19 protein-coding genes and 1 tRNA gene are annotated in these 19,210 nt (G+C 46.0%); 19 read left to right on the forward strand and 1 reads right to left on the reverse strand.

Features of this window, described 5'->3' with window-relative positions; all coding sequences use genetic code 11:
- The first annotated feature begins 23 nt into the window (after window positions 1–23).
- The 10 genes from infC (at window position 24) to ICN35_RS07560 (ending at window position 6,547) form a co-directional block, all read left to right on the forward strand.
- Window positions 24–548: a translation initiation factor IF-3 gene (gene infC, locus ICN35_RS07515; RefSeq protein WP_191904683.1), complete on the forward strand. Its 525-nt coding sequence runs from the start codon at window positions 24–26 to the stop codon at window positions 546–548.
- Window positions 549–686: 138 nt separating this feature from the next.
- Window positions 687–884, forward strand: a complete 198-nt coding sequence (rpmI, locus tag ICN35_RS07520) for a 50S ribosomal protein L35 (RefSeq protein ID WP_011902674.1) — start codon at window positions 687–689, stop codon at window positions 882–884.
- A gap of 25 nt (window positions 885–909) precedes the next feature.
- A complete protein-coding gene (rplT, locus tag ICN35_RS07525; RefSeq protein WP_215294733.1) occupies window positions 910–1,275 on the forward strand; it encodes a 50S ribosomal protein L20 in 366 nt (121 codons plus the stop codon).
- A gap of 27 nt (window positions 1,276–1,302) precedes the next feature.
- Window positions 1,303–2,349, forward strand: coding sequence for a phenylalanine--tRNA ligase subunit alpha (gene pheS / locus ICN35_RS07530; RefSeq protein WP_216125941.1), 1,047 nt, complete (start codon window positions 1,303–1,305; stop codon window positions 2,347–2,349).
- A gap of 23 nt (window positions 2,350–2,372) precedes the next feature.
- Entirely contained in the window at window positions 2,373–4,829 is a 2,457-nt protein-coding gene (gene pheT / locus ICN35_RS07535) for a phenylalanine--tRNA ligase subunit beta (protein WP_216125944.1), read from the forward strand.
- A 60-nt stretch (window positions 4,830–4,889) separates the two neighbouring features.
- Window positions 4,890–5,213, forward strand: coding sequence for an integration host factor subunit alpha (locus ICN35_RS07540; RefSeq protein WP_215294729.1), 324 nt, complete (start codon window positions 4,890–4,892; stop codon window positions 5,211–5,213).
- Window positions 5,191–5,541 (forward strand): MerR family transcriptional regulator, encoded by a 351-nt coding sequence (locus ICN35_RS07545; RefSeq protein WP_216125946.1) that lies wholly within the window; start codon window positions 5,191–5,193, stop codon window positions 5,539–5,541. Before ICN35_RS07540 ends, ICN35_RS07545 begins: the two co-directional genes overlap by 23 nt.
- A gap of 25 nt (window positions 5,542–5,566) precedes the next feature.
- A tRNA-Pro gene (locus ICN35_RS07550) sits at window positions 5,567–5,643 on the forward strand.
- Between the two features lie 31 nt (window positions 5,644–5,674).
- On the forward strand, window positions 5,675–6,094 hold the full coding sequence (locus ICN35_RS07555) for a PaaI family thioesterase (RefSeq protein ID WP_216125949.1): 420 nt from the start codon (window positions 5,675–5,677) through the stop codon (window positions 6,092–6,094).
- A gap of 168 nt (window positions 6,095–6,262) precedes the next feature.
- Complete coding sequence (locus ICN35_RS07560) at window positions 6,263–6,547, forward strand: H-NS family nucleoid-associated regulatory protein (RefSeq protein WP_215294726.1); 285 nt, start codon at window positions 6,263–6,265, stop codon at window positions 6,545–6,547.
- A gap of 75 nt (window positions 6,548–6,622) precedes the next feature.
- Here the strand turns inward: ICN35_RS07560 and ICN35_RS07565 are convergent, their stop codons facing one another.
- A complete protein-coding gene (locus tag ICN35_RS07565; protein WP_216125954.1) occupies window positions 6,623–7,321 on the reverse strand; it encodes an excisionase family DNA-binding protein in 699 nt (232 codons plus the stop codon).
- Between the two features lie 299 nt (window positions 7,322–7,620).
- Here ICN35_RS07565 and ICN35_RS07570 point away from each other — a divergent pair, with 299 nt between their 5' ends.
- The 9 genes from ICN35_RS07570 to bamC all read left to right on the forward strand — a co-directional run bounded on the left by ICN35_RS07570 (window position 7,621) and on the right by bamC (window position 19,021).
- Window positions 7,621–10,476 carry a 2-oxoglutarate dehydrogenase E1 component gene (locus ICN35_RS07570; RefSeq protein ID WP_215294724.1) on the forward strand — a complete coding sequence of 952 codons (2,856 nt, stop codon included), beginning with the start codon at window positions 7,621–7,623 and terminating at the stop codon, window positions 10,474–10,476.
- Window positions 10,477–10,515: 39 nt separating this feature from the next.
- Window positions 10,516–11,712 (forward strand): 2-oxoglutarate dehydrogenase complex dihydrolipoyllysine-residue succinyltransferase, encoded by a 1,197-nt coding sequence (odhB, locus tag ICN35_RS07575; protein ID WP_216125963.1) that lies wholly within the window; start codon window positions 10,516–10,518, stop codon window positions 11,710–11,712.
- 12 nt (window positions 11,713–11,724) lie between these two features.
- A complete protein-coding gene (gene lpdA / locus ICN35_RS07580; protein ID WP_216125964.1) occupies window positions 11,725–13,161 on the forward strand; it encodes a dihydrolipoyl dehydrogenase in 1,437 nt (478 codons plus the stop codon).
- A complete protein-coding gene (gene zapE, locus ICN35_RS07585) occupies window positions 13,162–14,265 on the forward strand; it encodes a cell division protein ZapE (RefSeq protein WP_216125968.1) in 1,104 nt (367 codons plus the stop codon).
- A gap of 9 nt (window positions 14,266–14,274) precedes the next feature.
- Window positions 14,275–15,123 (forward strand): 3',5'-nucleoside bisphosphate phosphatase, encoded by an 849-nt coding sequence (locus ICN35_RS07590; protein WP_216125971.1) that lies wholly within the window; start codon window positions 14,275–14,277, stop codon window positions 15,121–15,123.
- Between the two features lie 31 nt (window positions 15,124–15,154).
- A complete protein-coding gene (locus ICN35_RS07595) occupies window positions 15,155–16,357 on the forward strand; it encodes a tryptophan--tRNA ligase (RefSeq protein WP_216125973.1) in 1,203 nt (400 codons plus the stop codon).
- A 14-nt stretch (window positions 16,358–16,371) separates the two neighbouring features.
- Window positions 16,372–16,896, forward strand: coding sequence for a class I SAM-dependent methyltransferase (locus ICN35_RS07600; RefSeq protein WP_370625668.1), 525 nt, complete (start codon window positions 16,372–16,374; stop codon window positions 16,894–16,896).
- Window positions 16,897–17,006: 110 nt separating this feature from the next.
- Window positions 17,007–17,879, forward strand: coding sequence for a 4-hydroxy-tetrahydrodipicolinate synthase (gene dapA, locus ICN35_RS07605; protein ID WP_216125975.1), 873 nt, complete (start codon window positions 17,007–17,009; stop codon window positions 17,877–17,879).
- On the forward strand, window positions 17,876–19,021 hold the full coding sequence (gene bamC, locus ICN35_RS07610) for an outer membrane protein assembly factor BamC (protein ID WP_216125977.1): 1,146 nt from the start codon (window positions 17,876–17,878) through the stop codon (window positions 19,019–19,021). The genes dapA and bamC overlap by 4 nt, the downstream gene beginning before the upstream one ends.
- Window positions 19,022–19,210 lie beyond the last annotated feature (189 nt).

Consider the following 19,210-nt stretch of genomic DNA (forward strand, 5'->3'; position numbering starts at 1 on the left):
GTTTTTTTAAAGGAATTAAGAAGATCGCTACTGAAAAATTGCAGCGCATTAATCGGGAAATTACTGCTCCTGAAGTGCGTTTGATTGGAATTGATGGAGAGCCCATCGGTGTAGTTAAGTTGAGTGAAGCCTTGGCAGCAGCAGAAGAGAAAGAGACCGATTTGGTTGAAATTGCTCCAACAGCTGTACCACCTGTAGTCCGGATTATGGACTTTGGCAAATTCAAGTACCAAGAAGCGAAGCGGATGCACGAAGCTAAGCTGAAGCAAAAAGTGATTCAGGTGAAGGAAGTTAAATTCCGTCCCGGCACTGATGATGGTGACTACGGTGTGAAGCTACGCAATTTAATCCGCTTTTTGGAAGATGGCGATAAAACAAAGATTACGCTGCGCTTTCGGGGTCGTGAAATGGCCCACCAAGAAATCGGAGCAAGAATGTTGGAACGTTTGAAGTTGGACTTACAAGAGTTTGGTCAAGTTGAACAGTTTCCAAAAATGGAGGGTCGCCAGATGGTGATGGTATTAGCCCCCATTCGTAAGGCTAAGTAACTAGGTTCTACCTGGTTCTGATGTAGCGAGGCACTTTTGTAATTACTGAAGGTGCTGGTAGTGAGAAGTGCTTCTGGGTACAGGAAGAGTAACCGTCGGTTACCACCTATGTTGCACAAGTAGAAGAAGGTGTGCTTTATGCCCAAGATGAAGAGCAAGAGTAGCGCTAAGAAGCGCTTCACGGTTCGCGCAGGCGGAACGATCAAACGAGGTCAGGCTTTCAAACGCCACATCCTCACCAAGAAGACCACAAAGAACAAGCGTCATTTGCGTGGTTCCACAGAAGTTGCGAAAGCTGACGTTAAGTCAATTCGCTCCATGCTTCCTTACGCTTAACCTCAGACTAGATTAGGAGAATTCAATGCCAAGAGTCAAACGTGGGGTTACAGCAAGAGCCCGTCATAAGAAAATTACCGATGCCGCAACAGGTTACCGCGGTCGTCGTAAAAACGTATTCCGGATTGCTAAGCAAGCGGTCATGCGTGCTGGTCAATATGCCTATCGTGACCGTCGTAACAAGAAACGTGTATTCCGCGCTTTGTGGATTGCTCGTATCAACGCGGCAGTTCGTGAGCATGACATGACCTATAGCGTATTCATGAATGGTATGAAGAAGGCTGCGATCGAACTCGACCGCAAGGTGCTTTCTGATATGGCCATTGCTGACAAAGCGGCTTTCGCTGCTTTGGTTACTCGGATCAAATCCGTAGTAAGCGCTGCAGCTTAATTCTTAGTTTCTAAAAACTAAGCTGCAATGGTTTCTCTCGACCAAATTGTCGAGGATGCTAAACGTGATTTCTCTGGAGCTGCCGATTCGGCGGCTCTTGAGGACGCGAAAGCCAAGTATCTCGGTAAATCAGGTGTTCTCACAGAGCGTCTCAAAGCGCTTGGTGGAATGTCGCCTGAAGAGCGTAAGAGTGCTGGCGCCCAAATTAATCAAATCAAAACTCAAGTAGAGGCTGCATTACATGAGCGCCGTCAAGCTTTAGCGGATGCCGTATTGCTCCAACGTTTAGCTGCTGAATCGATTGACGTCTCCTTACCAGGACGCGGTCAGGCGGTGGGTAGCTTACATCCCGTCATGCGGACTTGGGAGCGTGTTGAGGAGATCTTTCGCTCCATTGGTTTTGATGTGGCTGATGGTCCTGAAATTGAAACTGATTGGTTTAACTTCACAGCACTCAACAGCCCAGAAAATCATCCTGCGCGTTCAATGCAGGATACCTTTTATATCGATGGCAAAGATGCTCATGAGAAGCCTTTGCTATTGCGTACCCATACCAGTCCAATTCAAGTGCGCTATGCAAGTGAGCATGTCAAGAAATATGCCAACGCTGATGTGATGCCACCAATTAAAGTGATTGCCCCTGGTAGAACCTATCGAGTGGATAGTGATGCAACCCACTCACCCATGTTTCATCAGGTTGAAGGTTTATGGATTGCTGAAAGTGTTTCATTTGCAGATCTTAAGGGCGTCTATACCGATTTCTTGAGAACCTTCTTTGAAACAAACGAATTACAAGTGCGCTTTCGCCCTTCGTATTTCCCATTCACGGAGCCTTCTGCAGAAATTGATATGGCCTTTGGTAATGGCAAGCTTGCCGGCCGTTGGTTAGAGATTTCTGGTGCAGGGCAGGTTCATCCGAATGTTTTGCGCAATATGGGCATTGATCCAGAGCGTTACACCGGCTTTGCCTTTGGTTCTGGTTTAGAGCGTTTAACTATGTTGCGTTACGGTATAGATGACTTACGCCTCTTCTTTGAAAACGATTTACGTTTTTTAGCGCAATTTCCTGCATAAAAAAATAATCCCTATAAAGACATATGCAATTTTCTGAATCTTGGCTCCGACAGTATGTGAATCCAGTGCTTGATAGCGATGCCTTGGGTCATGCTATGACCATGGCAGGTTTAGAGGTTGAAGAACAGCATTCAGTAGCGCCTGCATTTACGAAGATTGTGGTTGCCCAGATTTTGTCTGCCGAGCAGCATCCTGATGCAGATCGTTTGCGTGTCTGCAAAGTAGATGCGGGCACTGGTCAAGAATTACAAATCGTCTGTGGCGCACCAAACGCTCGTGCTGGCATCAAAATTCCATGCGCTTTAGTTGGCGCTGAATTACCTCCAGCAGAAGCAGGTGGTAAGCCTTTTATGATTAAAGTCGGCAAGCTGCGTGGCGTAGAGAGTCAAGGCATGCTGTGCTCAGGTCGTGAGCTTGGTCTTGGCGATGATCACGAAGGTATTTTGGAGTTGCCAGCAGATGCACCAATTGGTGAAGATATTCGCAAGTATCTTGATTTAGACGATCAAGTCTTTGTCATTAAGTTAACCCCGAACAAAGCGGATTGCCTCTCCCTAATGGGTATGGCAAGAGAAGTATCTGCCATCACTGGCGCAGCACTGTGTGCGCCTAAATGGAATGCGCCAGCAGTATCAACTGATGACAAGCGTAAGGTTACTGTAGAGAGTAAAGAGCTCTGCGGACGTTTTGCTGGTCGCGTGATTCCTGGCGTCAATCCTCACGCTAAAACACCTGATTGGATTGTGCAGCGTTTATCACGTGCCGGCCAAAGAAGTATTTCTGCATTGGTTGATCTCTCTAACTACGTGATGTTAGAGATGGGTCAACCTACACACGTGTTTGATATCGATAAGTTAGAAGGTGATATTACTGTGCGCTGGGCTAAAGCTGGCGAAACACTTGAACTACTCAACGGTCAAACAGTAGCCCTCGTTGGCCCCGACTCTGCAGGTAAGCTGCAAGAAGCAGGTGTGGTTGCCGATCAAAAAGGTCCAGTAGCCTTAGCTGGAATCATGGGTGGTAATCATTGCGCTGTGAGCGATGACACCAAAAACATTTATGTAGAGGCAGCATATTGGTTGCCTTCAGCCATTCAAGGGCGTGCCCGTCGCTTCAATTTCAGCACTGATGCTGCCCATCGTTTTGAACGTGGCGTAGACCCGCAAAATACCGTCAATTGTCTTGAATACCTCTCTTCCTTAATTCTGGAAGTCTGTGGCGGCCAAGTTGGCCCTGTAGATGATCAAGTGCTGAATGTGCCCGAGCGTAAGTCAGTCAAAATGCGTTTGGCACGAGCAGAAAAAGTGATTGGCATCCCCCTCACTAAAGAAGTAGTTGCAGATGTATTCCAGCGGCTTGGTTTTGAATTTAAGCAAGAAGGGGATGTATTTGTAGTTACACCTCCAAGCTATCGCTTTGATATTGAAATTGAAGAAGATTTGATTGAAGAAGTTGCTCGGATGTACGGCTTTGAAAATATTCCTGATCAGCCACCGATAGCTTCACTCAAGATGAGCGCTAAAGCTGAAGCAAAGCGTGGCATTCATTTATTACGTCAGCGCTTAGCGTTGCAAGGTTATCAAGAAGCAGTCAATTTTGGTTTTACTGATCTCGAAAGCGAGCAGCGCCTAGCTGGCGCGCAAGAGCAAGATGTGATTCAGGTTCTCAATCCTATTGCCAATCAGTATGGCGTGATGCGGAGCAATCTTTGGGGTGGTTTACTGGCTAACCTCAAATCTAATTTAAATCGGGGAGCAGGGCGAGTGCGCCTGTTCGAGACGGGTCGCGTATTTAAGCGAGATTCCAAGGTTCAAGAAGCCTCTGGCAAAGTAGCAGGCTTTCATCAGCCCCAAAAGATTGGTGGTTTAGCTTATGGGTCATCCGTTCCAGAGCAGTGGGCGAGCATGACGAGAGCAGTTGATTTTTTTGATGTCAAGGGCGACCTAGAGCGTGTTTTAGACCCATTACATTTTGTAACTGAATCAGCCCAACATCCTGCTTTACATCCGGGGCGCAGTGCAAAAGTACTGATTAATATCGGCAAAAACACGATTGAGGTTGGCTGGATTGGTGAGTTACATCCAGGTTTACAGCAGGCATATGAACTTCCTCAAGCACCTGTGCTATTTGAACTAGATTTAGAGTCTATACGTGAACTTGGTTTGCCTGCACCAGAGGAGTTGAGTAAATTTCCCGCAGTGCAACGAGATTTAGCGCTAGTAGTGAAGCAAAGTGTTTCTGCTCAGTCCTTATTGGATGCAATGACTTCAACAAAACAGAATTTTGTGCGCTCTATTGAACTCTTTGATGAATTTAAGCCAAAGGCAGGCTCAAGCAGTATGGCGGATGATGAAAAGAGTTTGGCATTTCGAGTGACTTTACTCAACCCTCAGGAAACATTACAAGACCCTCAAATTGATGCTGTTATGGCTGCATTATTGGGTGCAGTAGAAAAAAAATGCACAGCTCGTCTGCGCTAGGTTTACTATTACAGTTATCAAGAGAAATATCAAGATACAAAGCTACATAAGAGACTATCAATGAACGAATTACTTGCCAGCGATACCGTTACCAAAAACGAACTTTCAGAAGCGCTCTTCGATCAAGTGGGCTTAAACAAACGTGAAGCAAAAGATATGATCGACGCGTTCTTTGATCGTATTGGTAAATCACTTGAGGCTGGTACTGAAGTAAAGATTTCTGGCTTCGGTAATTTTCAGTTGCGTAATAAATCGGCTCGTCCTGGCCGAAATCCAAAGACAGGTCAAATGATTCCAATTGCTGCTAGACGTGTAGTTACCTTTCACGCAAGTCAAAAGCTTAAAGATGTAGTGGAGTCGCATGCTCGAGAAAACCGAGTTTGATACTAGCTCGGCACTCCCGAGCTCTCAACTTCCCCCCATTCCAGCCAAGCGCTACTTTACTATTGGTGAGGTAGCTGACCTCTGCGGCGTGCGTTCACACGTTCTCCGTTACTGGGAACAAGAATTCTCTCAGCTGAGCCCGCAGAAGCGTCGTGGTAATCGTCGCTACTATCAGCACCATGAAGTGGTCTTAATTCGTAAAATTCGTGCCTTGTTGTACGAAGAGGGCTTTACTATCAGCGGCGCTCGAAATCGCCTTGAAGAAGCGCGCGGAGAACTCCGTTTGCGTGATGAATTGCAAGCCGTTCTGCAAATTCTGTCTAAATAGATACTGATACAATTTTGTCTTTCGTCGGGGCGTAGCGCAGCCTGGTAGCGTACATGCATGGGGTGCATGTGGTCGGAGGTTCAAATCCTCTCGCCCCGACCATTTATTTTTTAGTCTTTTAATGCATTCCAATATGAATCCATCAAACCCCAGCTCGCAAAATCAAAATAGAACAATTTACTTTGGCTTGGACATACCCTTTTTGGATCATTTGGGTGTAGTGCCTGAATATGCAGAAGCAGGCAAAGTCCGAATTAGCTATACCGTGAAGCCAGAACATACCAATAGCTTTCATGTTGCTCAAGGCGGTCTCATCATGACTCTTTTGGATTTTGCGATGGGGGCTGCCGCTCGAACCGCTTCAAATCATGAGTTAGGTGCAATTACCATTGACATGACTACCAGTTTCTTAAGGCCTAGCTTAGGAAAAATCATCGTTGAAGGCAGCCTTTTGAAAGCCGGCAAGTCCATTAACTACTGTGAGGCTGTTGCTCTGAATGAGGCTGGAGAGATCACCGCGAAGGCTAGTGGGACTTTCATGTTGAGAAGGTAATATTCACCATAATTAATAACTATTATTACTATAAACCCTTGATAAATATGGGTCTATATTCATAATCCATTTATATTTCTACATTAAGAAGTTTATCTATATAATTAGGACACGAAATACATTATCAATAAGATATTTCTAATAACCTGTTATTGGAGTAATCAATAGATGTCTTCTTATAAAGAACTTTTAGCTCAACGCGAGCAATTAGATAAGCAAATTAAAGAAGCAATTAACCGTGAAAAAGCCGACGGAATTGCAAAAGCGAAGCTCATTATTGAGCAATATCACCTAACTGCCTCAGATTTATTTAGTCGCAAATCAGGTGGTAAAAGTGCTGGCGGCAAGGTAGCACCTAAGTATCGCAACCCATCTACCGGTGAAACTTGGACAGGACGCGGTAAGGCTCCCAAGTGGATTGAGGGTAGAGATCGCAGTAATTACCTCATTTAAGTGGCTTGGTAAGTCAGTAAGCTACTGAAATGATTAAAAAAGGCCGCTTCAGCGGCCTTTTATATTTTTGTATTACTAGGCACATTTCCTAGCTAAAGCCTCCAGAAAGAGCGGTTCCAACAGCTCATGGCGACTGCTCTGGGCTAATGAGGCTTCTAGGTCAGGATTCGTGGCTGGGTAGCCAATAATCAGGGGGTTTAGGTCTATCAAGCCATTTTCAAGCTCTTCTTTAATGGATTCTGAGAGTGGTGACCTGTTTCCATGGTTTTCGTCCGCTAAGGCAACTACGCCAGGGTGAAGCTTAATAAAACCTTCATCTACTAGTATAGGAATGCGCTGTGTGTCCCTGTTTTTACTAAGATAATGGATTAAATGAACTTGCTCAACTGGCGGGATTAGCGCATCCAGGAAGATTAAATCCGGTGCTATGGAAACCGCCTTCATTAAGCCTTCTAAACTATCTACCGCCACCTCCATATGGACTTTGAGGTGCCAATCTTGAATGGATTGCAATAACTCCTCACTATTTTCAGTCCTCCTAAAAATACCCATAGCGATGCAGTTTTGGGTAGTTTTCTGCCGCATAGCCCGTTTTCTTCTCTGAAGTTGCTGCTCAAGTGAGCTAGCGAGAATGCGGCGATGGCCGCCACGGGTCTTCCAGGCGATTAATTCGCCTAATTCCACCATTTTTTGAACAGTTCCTAAAGAGACCTGTAGGACTTTGGCGCTTTGCCTAGTACTGAGATATTCCATTTCTGGCGTAATTGCTTTCATATTCCCCTTAATTTCATTAATTCACTTGAAGATTTAGAGAATAAAAATCAATTCGAATTCTATCTGTCCGTAGTTATTGAAAGCTGAGTAGGAAAGTTCTTATTCATTTCTGATTTATGGGGGGGAATCCCGAAATCCTCCTCATCAGGGAAAGTCCTTTATCTAGCAATGGTCAATCGTGTTAAATTACTGCTGTAGTGTCTGTATTTGCACAGAGCAATTCGTGAAACGGTAGAGCCGCGTAACGGAAGGTTATAACCACAGTTTTTAATCGGGAAACCCGATGAAAGGTGAGCATCATGATGCAGGACCAAAGGGATAATTCCTATCTCTTCGGCGGAAACGCCCCCTATGTAGAAGAACTCTACGAATCCTACTTGCACGATCCAGCTTCTGTTGCTGATCATTGGCGAGATTATTTTGATAACGTGAAACAAGTCCCGGCTGTGGATGGTTCATCTCGAACCGACATTGCGCACGGACCGATTGTTGCGTCATTTGCTGAACGGGCTAAACAAGGTCCTATTAGAACAATTTCTGATTCAGCTGACTCGGAAATGGGTCGTAAGCGGGTTGCAGTCCAACAGTTAATTGCGGCGTATCGTAACGTCGGTAACCGCTGGGCCAACACTGATCCCTTAAAGCGGACAGAGCGCCAGGATATTCCTGAACTTGATCCAGCTTTCTATGGCTTTACTGATGGCGATATGGATATCGTCTTCAATACCAGCAATACATTCTTCGGAAGAGCTGAAATGAGCTTGCGTGATTTACTGCAAGCATTGCGTGAGACCTATTGCGGCACGATTGGTGCTGAATATATGTTCATCACTGATCAAAAGATTAAAAAGTGGTGGCAAGAGAAGCTGGAATCGATTCGCTCAAAGCCCTCATTTAATGTTGATAAAAAGCGTCAGATTTTAGATCGTATTACTGCTGCTGAGGGCTTGGAACGTTATCTTCAGGCGAAGTATGTTGGTCAAAAACGCTTCTCTCTTGAGGGGGGTGAAAGTTTTATTGCCTGTATGGATGAATTGATTCATGAGGCTGGTGCCAAAGGTGTTCAAGAGATTGTGATTGGCATGGCTCATCGCGGTCGTCTGAATGTTTTGATAAATACTTTAGGAAAAATGCCTAAAGACTTGTTTGCTGAGTTTGAGCATAAAGGTCCTGAAACCTTACCGGCTGGTGATGTGAAGTATCACCAAGGTTTTTCAAGTGATATCTCGACACCAACCGGTCCAGTGCACGTTTCTTTGTCTTTTAATCCCTCTCACTTAGAGATTGTGAATCCTGTAGTGGAGGGTTCAGCTCGTGCTCGCATGGATCGTCGCGGGGACGTATTAGGGCAGCAAGTACTTCCTGTCCTAGTGCATGGTGATGCTGCCATTGCTGGTCAGGGCGTGATGCAAGAAACTTTAGCGATGGCTGAAGTGCGTGGCTATTCGACTGGCGGCACAGTTCACATTGTGATTAATAACCAAATTGGTTTCACGACTTCAGATCCGCGAGATTTGCGCTCTAGTTTGTACTGTACGGACATCATGAAAATTATTGATGCGCCGGTATTGCATGTGAATGGCGATGATCCTGAGGCAGTCGTTTTAGCAACTCAGCTGGCTATCGAGTTCCGCACACAATTTCATAAAGATGTGGCAATCGACATTGTTTGCTTCAGAAAACTGGGTCATAACGAGCAAGATACACCCTCGATGACTCAGCCCTTGATGTATAAAATTATTGCTGCGCACCCTGGTACACGCAAGCTATACGGCGATAAGCTAGAGGCGGAAGGAACGCTACCCGTTGGCACGGGAGATCAGATGGTCAAAGACTACCGAGCTGCGATGGATGCTGGTAAACAGACTTCTGACCCAGTTCTGAGTAATTACAAAGGCAAGTTCTCAGTGGATTGGTCGCCATTTTTGAATAAGAAATGGACCGATGAGGCTGACACAGCGATACCGCTAACGGAGTGGAAGCGCTTGGCAGAACGTGTTTCAACTGCCCGCGAAGGTTTTAAAGTACATCCCTTGGTTGAAAAGGTATTAAATGATCGCGCTGCAATGGGTCGCGGTGAAACGAATGTCGACTGGGGTATGGGTGAGCATATGGCCTTCGCATCCCTAGTGGCCAGCGGTTATCCAGTGCGTTTATCTGGTGAGGATAGTGGTCGTGGCACCTTTACGCATCGCCATGCAGTTTTACATAATCAAAATCGTGAGAAGTGGGATACCGGTGTTTATATTCCCTTGCGCCATATTGCAAAAGATCAAGCACCATTTCTCGTGATTGACTCCATCCTGTCTGAAGAGGCTGTGCTTGGATTTGAATATGGGTATGCTTCCGCTGAACCGAATACGCTGACGATTTGGGAAGCACAGTTTGGTGACTTTGCTAATGGCGCTCAAGTGGTGATCGATCAGTTCATTGCCTCTGGCGAAGTGAAGTGGGGTCGTGCTAATGGCTTGGTTATGATGTTGCCGCATGGTTATGAGGGCCAAGGTCCAGAGCATTCTTCTGCGCGTCTTGAACGTTTTATGCAGTTATGTGCAGATACCAATATGCAGGTCATTCAGCCAACCACAGCATCACAGATTTTCCATGTATTGCGTCGCCAAATGATTCGTCAGTTCCGCAAACCGCTGATCTTGATGACGCCTAAATCATTGCTGCGCAATAAAGAGGCTGCGTCACCTTTATCTGAATTTACTAAGGGTGGATTTCAAACGGTTTTGGGTGAGCGTGATGACACGATTGACGCTAAACAAGTAACTCGTTTAATTATGTGCTCTGGTAAGGTCTACTACGACTTAGTGAAGCAGCGGGCTGAAAGAAAGATTGCTGATGCAGCGATCATTCGTTTGGAGCAGTTATATCCATTCCCGCACAAAGCATTAACTGCTGAGTTGAAGAAATATCCAAAATTGGAAGAGGTAGTCTGGTGTCAAGATGAACCACAAAACCAGGGCGCCTGGTTCTTCGTGCAACACAACATCTTAGAGAATATGTCTGATGGTATGAAGTTAGCGTATGCGGGCCGTCCTGCATCTGCTTCGCCGGCTTGTGGATATGCTCATCTGCATCAAGAACAACAGAAGTCTCTTCTCAATACGGCATTTGCCAAATTAAAAGGTTATGTGATTACGAAATAATCGTCTTCATTACTCATATACATATAAACAGGATTAATCATGGCTATTTTTGAAGTTAAAGTTCCCCAACTCTCCGAGTCAGTTGCTGAAGCAACTTTATTGCAGTGGAAAAAGAAAGTCGGCGACGCAGTGGGTCAAGACGAAATCTTGATTGAAATTGAAACCGATAAAGTCGTACTTGAAGTGCCATCACCATCTGCAGGTGTTTTGACAGAAATCATTGTTGCCGATGGCGGCACTGTTGTTGCTGAACAATTGATTGCAAAGATTGATAGCACTGCTGTAGCCACTGCTCCTGCTGCTGCAACTCCAGCTACACCTGCCGCCGCTCCTGCGAAAGCTGCTGCACCTGCTAAAGCTGCTGGCGCAGCTGCTGCTCCTTCAGCGGCAAAGATCCTCGCTGAAAAAAATGTCAGCGCTGCGCAAGTAGCCGGCTCTGGTCGTGATGGTCGCATTACCAAGGGCGATGCTTTGAATGCCACTGCAGGCGGAACAAAGTCTGCTGCCTTGCCGAATGTATCCATTCCAACTGGCGATCGTCCAGAAGAGCGCGTACCGATGAGTCGCTTGCGTGCTCGTATTGCTGAGCGTTTACTGGAGTCACAGGCCAACAATGCCATCTTGACCACCTTCAACGAAGTCAATATGGCCCCCGTGATTGCCATGCGCAATAAATATAAAGACCAGTTTGAGAAAGTTCATGGCGTGAAGTTAGGCTTTATGTCTTTCTTTGTAAAGGCAGCTACGCATGCTTTGAAGAAATTCCCATTGCTAAATGCTTCTGTTGATGGCAACGATATTGTTTACCACGGTTACTTTGATATTGGTATCGCAGTGAGTTCGCCCCGTGGCTTGGTAGTGCCTATTTTGCGCGACGTTGACCAAATGAATCTGGCCGACATTGAGAAGAAAATTGCAGAGTTCGGTACCAAGGCTCGCGAAGGTAAGTTGTCGATTGAAGAGTTGACTGGTGGCACCTTCTCCATCTCTAACGGTGGCGTGTTCGGTTCTATGCTTTCCACCCCAATCATCAACCCTCCACAATCTGCCATTTTGGGTATTCATGCTACTAAAGATCGTGCTGTAGTTGAGAATGGTCAAGTGGTAGTTCGCCCCATTAACTATTTAGCTCTGTCTTATGACCATCGCATCATTGATGGTCGCGAGGCGGTGCTTGGTTTGGTTGCCATGAAGGATGCTTTAGAAGATCCCTCACGCCTTCTCCTTGATTTATAAGAAGGGAAGATCATGAGCCAAGCTTTTGATGTTCTTGTAATCGGTGGTGGCCCGGGTGGCTATATCGCCGCAATTCGTGCAGCGCAACTGGGTTTTAAAGTAGCCTGTGCTGAGTCAAATGCCTTTGATGACCCTAAGGGTGAGCCCCGTTTAGGCGGTACTTGTTTGAATGTCGGCTGTATCCCTTCCAAAGCCTTGCTGGCTTCTTCTGAAGAGTTTGAGAAGATCAGTCACCATGCTGCTGATCATGGCATCAAAGTGGGCTCTGTCAGTATTGATTCTAAAAAGATGATTTCTCGTAAAGATGAGATTGTTACTAAGATGACTGGCGGTATTCAGTATTTATTCCGCAAGAACAAGATCACTTTGCTCAAGGGTCATGCTTCTTTTGAAGGTAAGGGTGCCGACGGTTATCAAGTGAAAATTGACGGCAAGGATAAAGAAACGGTTTCTGCCAAGAACGTAATCATTGCTACTGGATCTAAAGCACGTCATCTGGCTGGCTTGCCTGTAGATAATGTATTGATCTGCGACAACGAAGGTGCATTGAAGTTTGATTCTGTGCCTAAGAAATTAGGTGTGATTGGTGCCGGTGTGATTGGTTTGGAACTGGGCTCTGTATGGCGCCGGTTGGGCTCCGAAGTCACTGTGCTAGAAGCATTGCCTTCATTCTTGGCTGCTTGCGATACCGGTATTGCTAAAGAAGCGCAAAAACTGTTTGTGAAGCAGGGTCTGAACATCAATATGGGTGTGAAGATCGGTGATGTGAAGGTCGATAAAAAGGGTGTTGTCGTTAACTACACCGATAGCGCTGGTAAAGCCGCAAAATTGGAATGCGATCGCTTGATTGTTTCTGTTGGTCGCATACCGAATACCGATAAATTAGGTTTGGACAAGATTGGCCTCAAAGTAGACGAGCGCGGTTTTATTCCAATTGATGACCACACCTGCGCTACAGCAGCGCCTGGCGTTTACGCTGTGGGTGATGTTGTTCGTGGCCCCATGTTGGCCCATAAAGCAGAAGACGAAGGTGTCCTGGCTGCTGAAATCATTGCTGGCCAAAAACCACACATTGATTACAACTGTATTCCGTGGGTAATTTACACAGATCCTGAAATTGCTTGGGTTGGTAAAACAGAGCAGGCTCTCAAAGAGGCTGGCATTGCTTATAAAGCGGGTCAATTTCCATTTGCAGCGAACGGTCGTGCATTGGGTATGGGACGTGCTGATGGTTTCGTGAAAATATTGGCTGATGCCAAAACCGATGAGATTCTTGGAGTACACATCATTGGACCAAACGCTTCCGACTTAATTGCTGAAGCTGCGGTTGCTATGGAATTCAAAGCGGCAGCAGAAGATATTGCTCGCATCTGTCATCCGCATCCAAGTTTGTCAGAGGTGATGCGCGAAGCAGCATTAGCGACAGATCAACGTGCACTCAATATGTAATTGAAAACCATTGAGTATTACCATCAAGAGTTAAAAGCCCGCGGGTATCATAGCGATCCCGCGCAGCTTCGCGCTGTAGAGCGTTTACAGCAGTGCGAAGATGAATGGATTGCCTATAAAGAGATCCGCAGTAACAATCTCAAAAAAGCGCTGTTTAAGCCTGCCTTGCCGCAAGGGCTTTACCTCTGGGGTGGAGTTGGACGTGGTAAATCTTTTCTCATGGACTGTTTTTATGCAGCCTCCCCAATAGAGAAAAAGATTCGTGTTCACTTTCATGAGTTCATGCGAGAGGTGCATCGAGAATTGCATGAGCTCTCAGGATTGGCAGATCCGCTAGATGAGCTAGCAAGGCGTATTTCCAATCGCTATCGCTTAATTTGCTTTGATGAGTTTCATATCAATGACATTGCTGATGCCATGATTTTGTACCGCTTACTCAATGCGCTCTTTGTGGATCGCGTGCAATTTATCATGACGTCGAATTATCGGCCAGATCAACTGTATCCAAACGGCCTTCACCGTGATCGCTTGCTGCCCGCAATCAAACTGTTAGAAGAGAAGTTGGATGTTCTGAATGTCGATGCGGGTAATGATTACCGCCGCGTGCAAATGGCTCAAGTTGAAGCGTACTTAGCACCTGTTAATGCGCAAACTCAGGTTACCCTGGGTCAAATGTTTCAAACCCTGATAGGTAATCAAAAAGAGGCGCGTAACCCTGTCTTATATATCGAGTCTCGTGAGTTACGACCGCTCCATATGGCTAACGGCGTAGTGTGGTTTGATTTTCAAGTCCTCTGTTGTGGTCCACGTTCTCAAAATGACTATCTTGAGATCGCCAAGCAGTTTCATACCGTGATTTTGTCTGGGGTGCCTTATATGCCACCCAGAATGACCAATGAGGCACGACGCTTTATTTGGCTGATTGATGTCTTATATGACCATAAAATCAAGCTCATTATGTCTGCTGAAGTCCCGGCGCCGGATTTATACACTGAGGGTCAAATTACCGCTGAATTCTCCAGAACCGTGTCCCGTTTGATTGAGATGCAGTCTCGTGACTACCTGGATGCGCCCCGTCGGCTCATTGATACCAGCTTGACCTAAAATAGGGTCATGAGCAGCTTTTCTACCTTAAATGCCGATTTGCACTGCCACTCAGTAATTTCTGATGGCACTTTGACGCCTGAAGTATTGGCAGAACGTGCCAAAGCCAACGGAGTGAACTTATGGGCGCTGACCGATCATGATGAGTTGGGTGGTCAGCAGCGTGCCAAAGCAGCGGCTAGTGCTCTCAGTCTGGATTATTTAGCTGGCGTCGAAATTTCAGTGACCTGGATGGGGCAAACCATCCATATCGTTGGCCTTGGGATTGATGCTGACCATGTGGGCATCATTGAAGGTTTGCGTCGTACTCGTGATGGTCGTGGCAATCGCGCGAAGTTAATGGGCGAGCAATTGCTCAAAGTGGGTATACCGGGCGCATACGAAGGTGCATTACATTACGCTGGTAATCATGAACTCATCTCCCGAACCCACTTTGCTCGCTTTTTGGTTGAGCAGGGTGTTTGTAAAGATACAGAGCACGTCTTTAAAAATTATTTGGTTGAAGATAAACCTGGCTATGTGCCGCATATGTGGGCTAAGCTAGATGATGCAGTAGCATGGATTAAGGCTGCCGGTGGTGTGGCAGTGATTGCGCATCCTGGTCGCTATAACTTCAATGCCATGCAAATGGACGAGTTATATAAACACTTTAAAGATATTGGTGGTCTTGGTATCGAGGTGATTACCGGCAGTCATAGCCCAGATCAATATCTGACCTATGGCAAGATAGCCCAGCAATATGGTTTTCTGGCCTCACGTGGATCAGATTTTCATGATCCTGACGAAAGTCATATTGATTTAGGCACCTTGCCCCATTTGCCTGAGCACTTGACGCCAGTTTGGTCAGTGTTTCACTAATATAACTTTACAATAAAGATAAAGAAAAACGATGTTTGCTGAACGTGTTTTATCCGGTATGAGGCCTACGGGCAATTTACATCTTGGCCATTACCACGGCGTATTAAAAAATTGGGTGCGCTTGCAATCGGAATATCCCTGCTTTTTCTTTGTTGCGGATTGGCATGCCCTCACTACTCATTACGAAACCCCCGATGTCATTGAGCAATCCGTTTGGGATATGGTGATCGATTGGTTGGCTGCTGGTGTAGATCCCAATCAAGCCACTTTATTTATTCAGAGTAAGGTGCCTGAGCATGCTGAATTGTTCTTATTGCTCTCGATGGGAACTCCTTTGGGCTGGTTAGAGCGGGTGCCGACCTATAAAGATCAGATCGAAAAGCTCAAAGAAAAAGACCTGCAAACCTATGGTTTCTTGGGCTACCCCTTACTCCAAGCCGCCGATATTCTGATTTATCGGGCTCAGCATGTACCCGTGGGGGAAGATCAGGTTCCTCACGTAGAAATGACTCGTGAAGTTGCACGTCGTTTTAATTATCTTTATGGTCGTGAGCCTGGCTTTGAAGAAAAAGCACTCGAAGCGGTGAAGAAATTGGGTAGCAAGCGCGCCAAGATGTATTTAGAGTTACGCATTGCATATCAAGAGCGCGGTGATGATGAGGCCCTAGAACAGGCTAAGGCACTACTGCAAGAGGCGCAAAGTTTGTCGATGGCTGACCGCGAAAGACTCTTTGGATTCTTAGAGGGTGCACGCAAAATCATTCTCCCAGAACCACAAGCTTTATTAACTTCTGCTTCCCGTATGCCTGGTATAGATGGTCAAAAAATGTCCAAATCTTATGGCAACACCATTAGCATTCGCGAGCTGCCCGAAGAGGTGGTTAAGAAAATTAGAACCATGCCTACAGATCCTGCTCGAGTCCGCAGAACAGATGCTGGAGATCCGGCACGTTGTCCTGTATGGCAATTGCATACCGTCTATTCAACTGAAGAAACTAAGCAATGGGTAGATCAGGGTTGTAAGTCTGCTGGGATTGGCTGTCTTGAATGTAAGCAACCGGTCATCGATGCAATTTTGGCTGAACAGCAACCGATGTTTGAGCGTGCTCAAAAGTATTTGGACGATCCAAGTCTTTTGCGTTCGATCATTGCTGATGGTTGCGATAAAGCACGTAAAGTCGCCCAAGAAACTATGCGTGAGGTCCGCGAAGCAATGGGTCTTGCGTACGATTGAGGTCTTGCTTGACAGTGCAGCATGATGCTCAGCTAAATGCCTCCCCTTGGGTGAGGCGCTTTGCCTCACACATTCCTAAAGAGGGTTTGGTATTAGATCTGGCATGCGGTGCAGGTCGCCACGCTACTTTCTTGGCTGACATGGGCTACTCCGTGTTCGCTGTTGATCAAGATATCGCTTTGATTGAGCAAAAAAAGCACCCCCTAATTTCAAGTAAAGCTTTCAATTTGGAGGTGGAGGAGTGGCCTTTAGAGGGTCGCGAATTTAGCGGTATTGTGGTGACTAATTACCTTTACAGACCCCATTGGGATCGTCTGCCCCCAATGTTAGCCAATGGCGGTGTTTTGATCTATGAAACCTTTGCCCTTGGCAACGCCCAATTTGGTAAACCATCCAATCCAAATTTCCTTTTAAAAACTGGGGAATTACTAGCTTTAGCAGCTCGCCATGGCCTAAAAGTCATTGCCTACGAGGATATTTATATAGATGAACCCAAACCAGCCATGGTTCAGCGCCTTTGTGCTCTAAAAGAGGCGTGAATAGGACGCATTCCGTTACAATTTCAAGCTTAAGACAGTTATCAATCGGTATACATTCGGTGACAAATCCAGTTCATTCCAAAACTAGTAAAAAGACCATTTCAGGCAGCATGCCCGCTATTGTTACGCCGATGTTTGACGACGGCAGTTTGGACTTTGCTAGCCTCAAATCTTTGCTTGATTGGCATGTTACCGAGGGAACTGATGGAATCGTCATTGTTGGCACTAGTGGTGAGTCGCCGACCGTCTCTGTAGAAGAGCATTGCGAATTAATTCGAGTAACGGTGGAACATATCGCAGGACGTATTCCGGTGATCGCTGGTACTGGTGGTAATTCCACAGCTGAAGCAATTGAATTAACAGAGTTTGCTAAAAAGGTTGGTGCTGATGCCAGCCTCCAAGTAGTTCCTTACTACAACAAGCCTACACAAGAGGGCATGTATGCCCACTTCAAAAAGATTTCTGAGGCTGTAGATTTGCCAGTCATTTTATATAACGTACCTGGACGCACTGTGGCTGACTTATCTGGTGATACTGTGGTCCGTTTAGCGGCTGTGCCAGGCATCATTGGCATTAAGGATGCAACTGGTAGTCTAGAGCGTGGCACCTTATTGATCAATGATCTCAAGCGAGCAGGTCATATTGATTTCTCGGTATTCTCCGGCGATGACTTAACGGCTGCGATGTTGATGTTGATGGGTGGTAAAGGCAATATCTCCGTCACTGCTAATGTGGCACCTCGTCTCATGCATGAGTTGTGTGTTGCTGCGATGTCAGATGATGTTCAAAGAACGCGTGAGATTCAATATCAATTAATTGCTGTACATAAAGCCATGTTTACCGAGGCAAACCCAATTCCAGTGAAATGGGCGCTTCATGAAATGGGTAAGATTACCGCGGGTATTCGTTTGCCCTTAACCCCTTTGAGTATCTCACTAAGAGAGCCATTAAAGGCAGCATTAAAACAGGCTAACTTACTATGATGAATTTGCTTTTGCTCTCTCGCCGGTGGTTGTCTTTATTGGCTTTTCCCATGGCTGCTCTCGTATTAATTTCTTGCAAGTCGGTTACTAGTAACGATACGGTTGACTATAAGAGTTCTGGAGCCGTTCGTGGCCCTAATTTGTCCTACCCACCAGATTTGATTACCGCCCAGGCTGATCGCCGTTATATTATTCAAGATGGTACGGCCACCATGTCTGAATACAACGCAGCTGTTAAAAAATCAGCACAAATGCGAACCAATGTGATGACGGGTATTCCAGGCATGCGTATTGCAAAAGATGGCGAGCGCAGGTGGCTGGTGGTAGAAAAACCTGCGCCTGAACTGTATCCACAAGTAAAAGATTTCTGGCAAGAGAATGGATTCTTGCTAGTAGTGGATTCGCCTTCAACCGGCATTATGGAAACCGATTGGGCTGAAAATCGTGCAAAGATCGCGCAAGACTTTATTCGCTCTGCGATTGGCGGTGCGCTTGATTCTCTTTACGACACTGGCGAGCGTGATAAGTACAAAACTCGTTTAGAGGTCACCAAGCCTGGTGAAACAGAAATTTATATTACTCAACGTGGTGCGATAGAAAAATGTACCACTGATACAACTGGCGCCTGCCTTTCTACTATTTGGACTCCTCGCCCAAATGATCCAGAGCTTGAAGCGGTCTTCTTGGCGCGTTTGATGGAACGCCTAGGTATGACTCAGGAGCAGGCTAAGGCCATGGTTGCTGCTCCATTAGGTCCTAAGACGCCCAAGGCGAAGTTTGTGCAAGAAGGTAATAACAAGGGTTATATTGAGTTGAGCGCTGGTTTTGATCGCTCATGGCGGGATATTGGTTTGGCACTTGACCGCTCCAACTTCACCGTTGAAGATCGTAACCGCTCACAAGGCGTGTATTTTGTCCGCTATGTGAATGCTAAGGATGTGGGCGATTCCAAAGGTTTCTTCTCGAATCTCTTCAGCAGCAAAGATGATTCAAAACTGCAGGCTAAAAAATACCAAGTGATCGTGAAGAGTACTGGTGAGAATTCTTCTAACGTCTATGTTCAAGATGCTGATGGCAAGCCTGAAAATACACCCGCTGGCTTCCAGTTATTGACACTGCTGACCGAGCAATTAGCTAAATAGGAAGCACACGCTTTTTGATAACTACAGTTCATTTTTGACTCAACAAAAAAGCCGCTTTTTGAACTGACCCCCAAAAGTTGGACGCTATGTCCAACCAAGGGGGTTTTGTTTTATGAGCAAGTACAGCAAGCAGTTCAAGCTAAAGGTGGTTAAAGAGTTTCTAAAGTTTGGCGGTCTTAAGCGGGTAGG

It is taken from the genome of Polynucleobacter sp. es-GGE-1 (assembly GCF_018882005.1).
GTDB lineage: Bacteria > Pseudomonadota > Gammaproteobacteria > Burkholderiales > Burkholderiaceae > Polynucleobacter.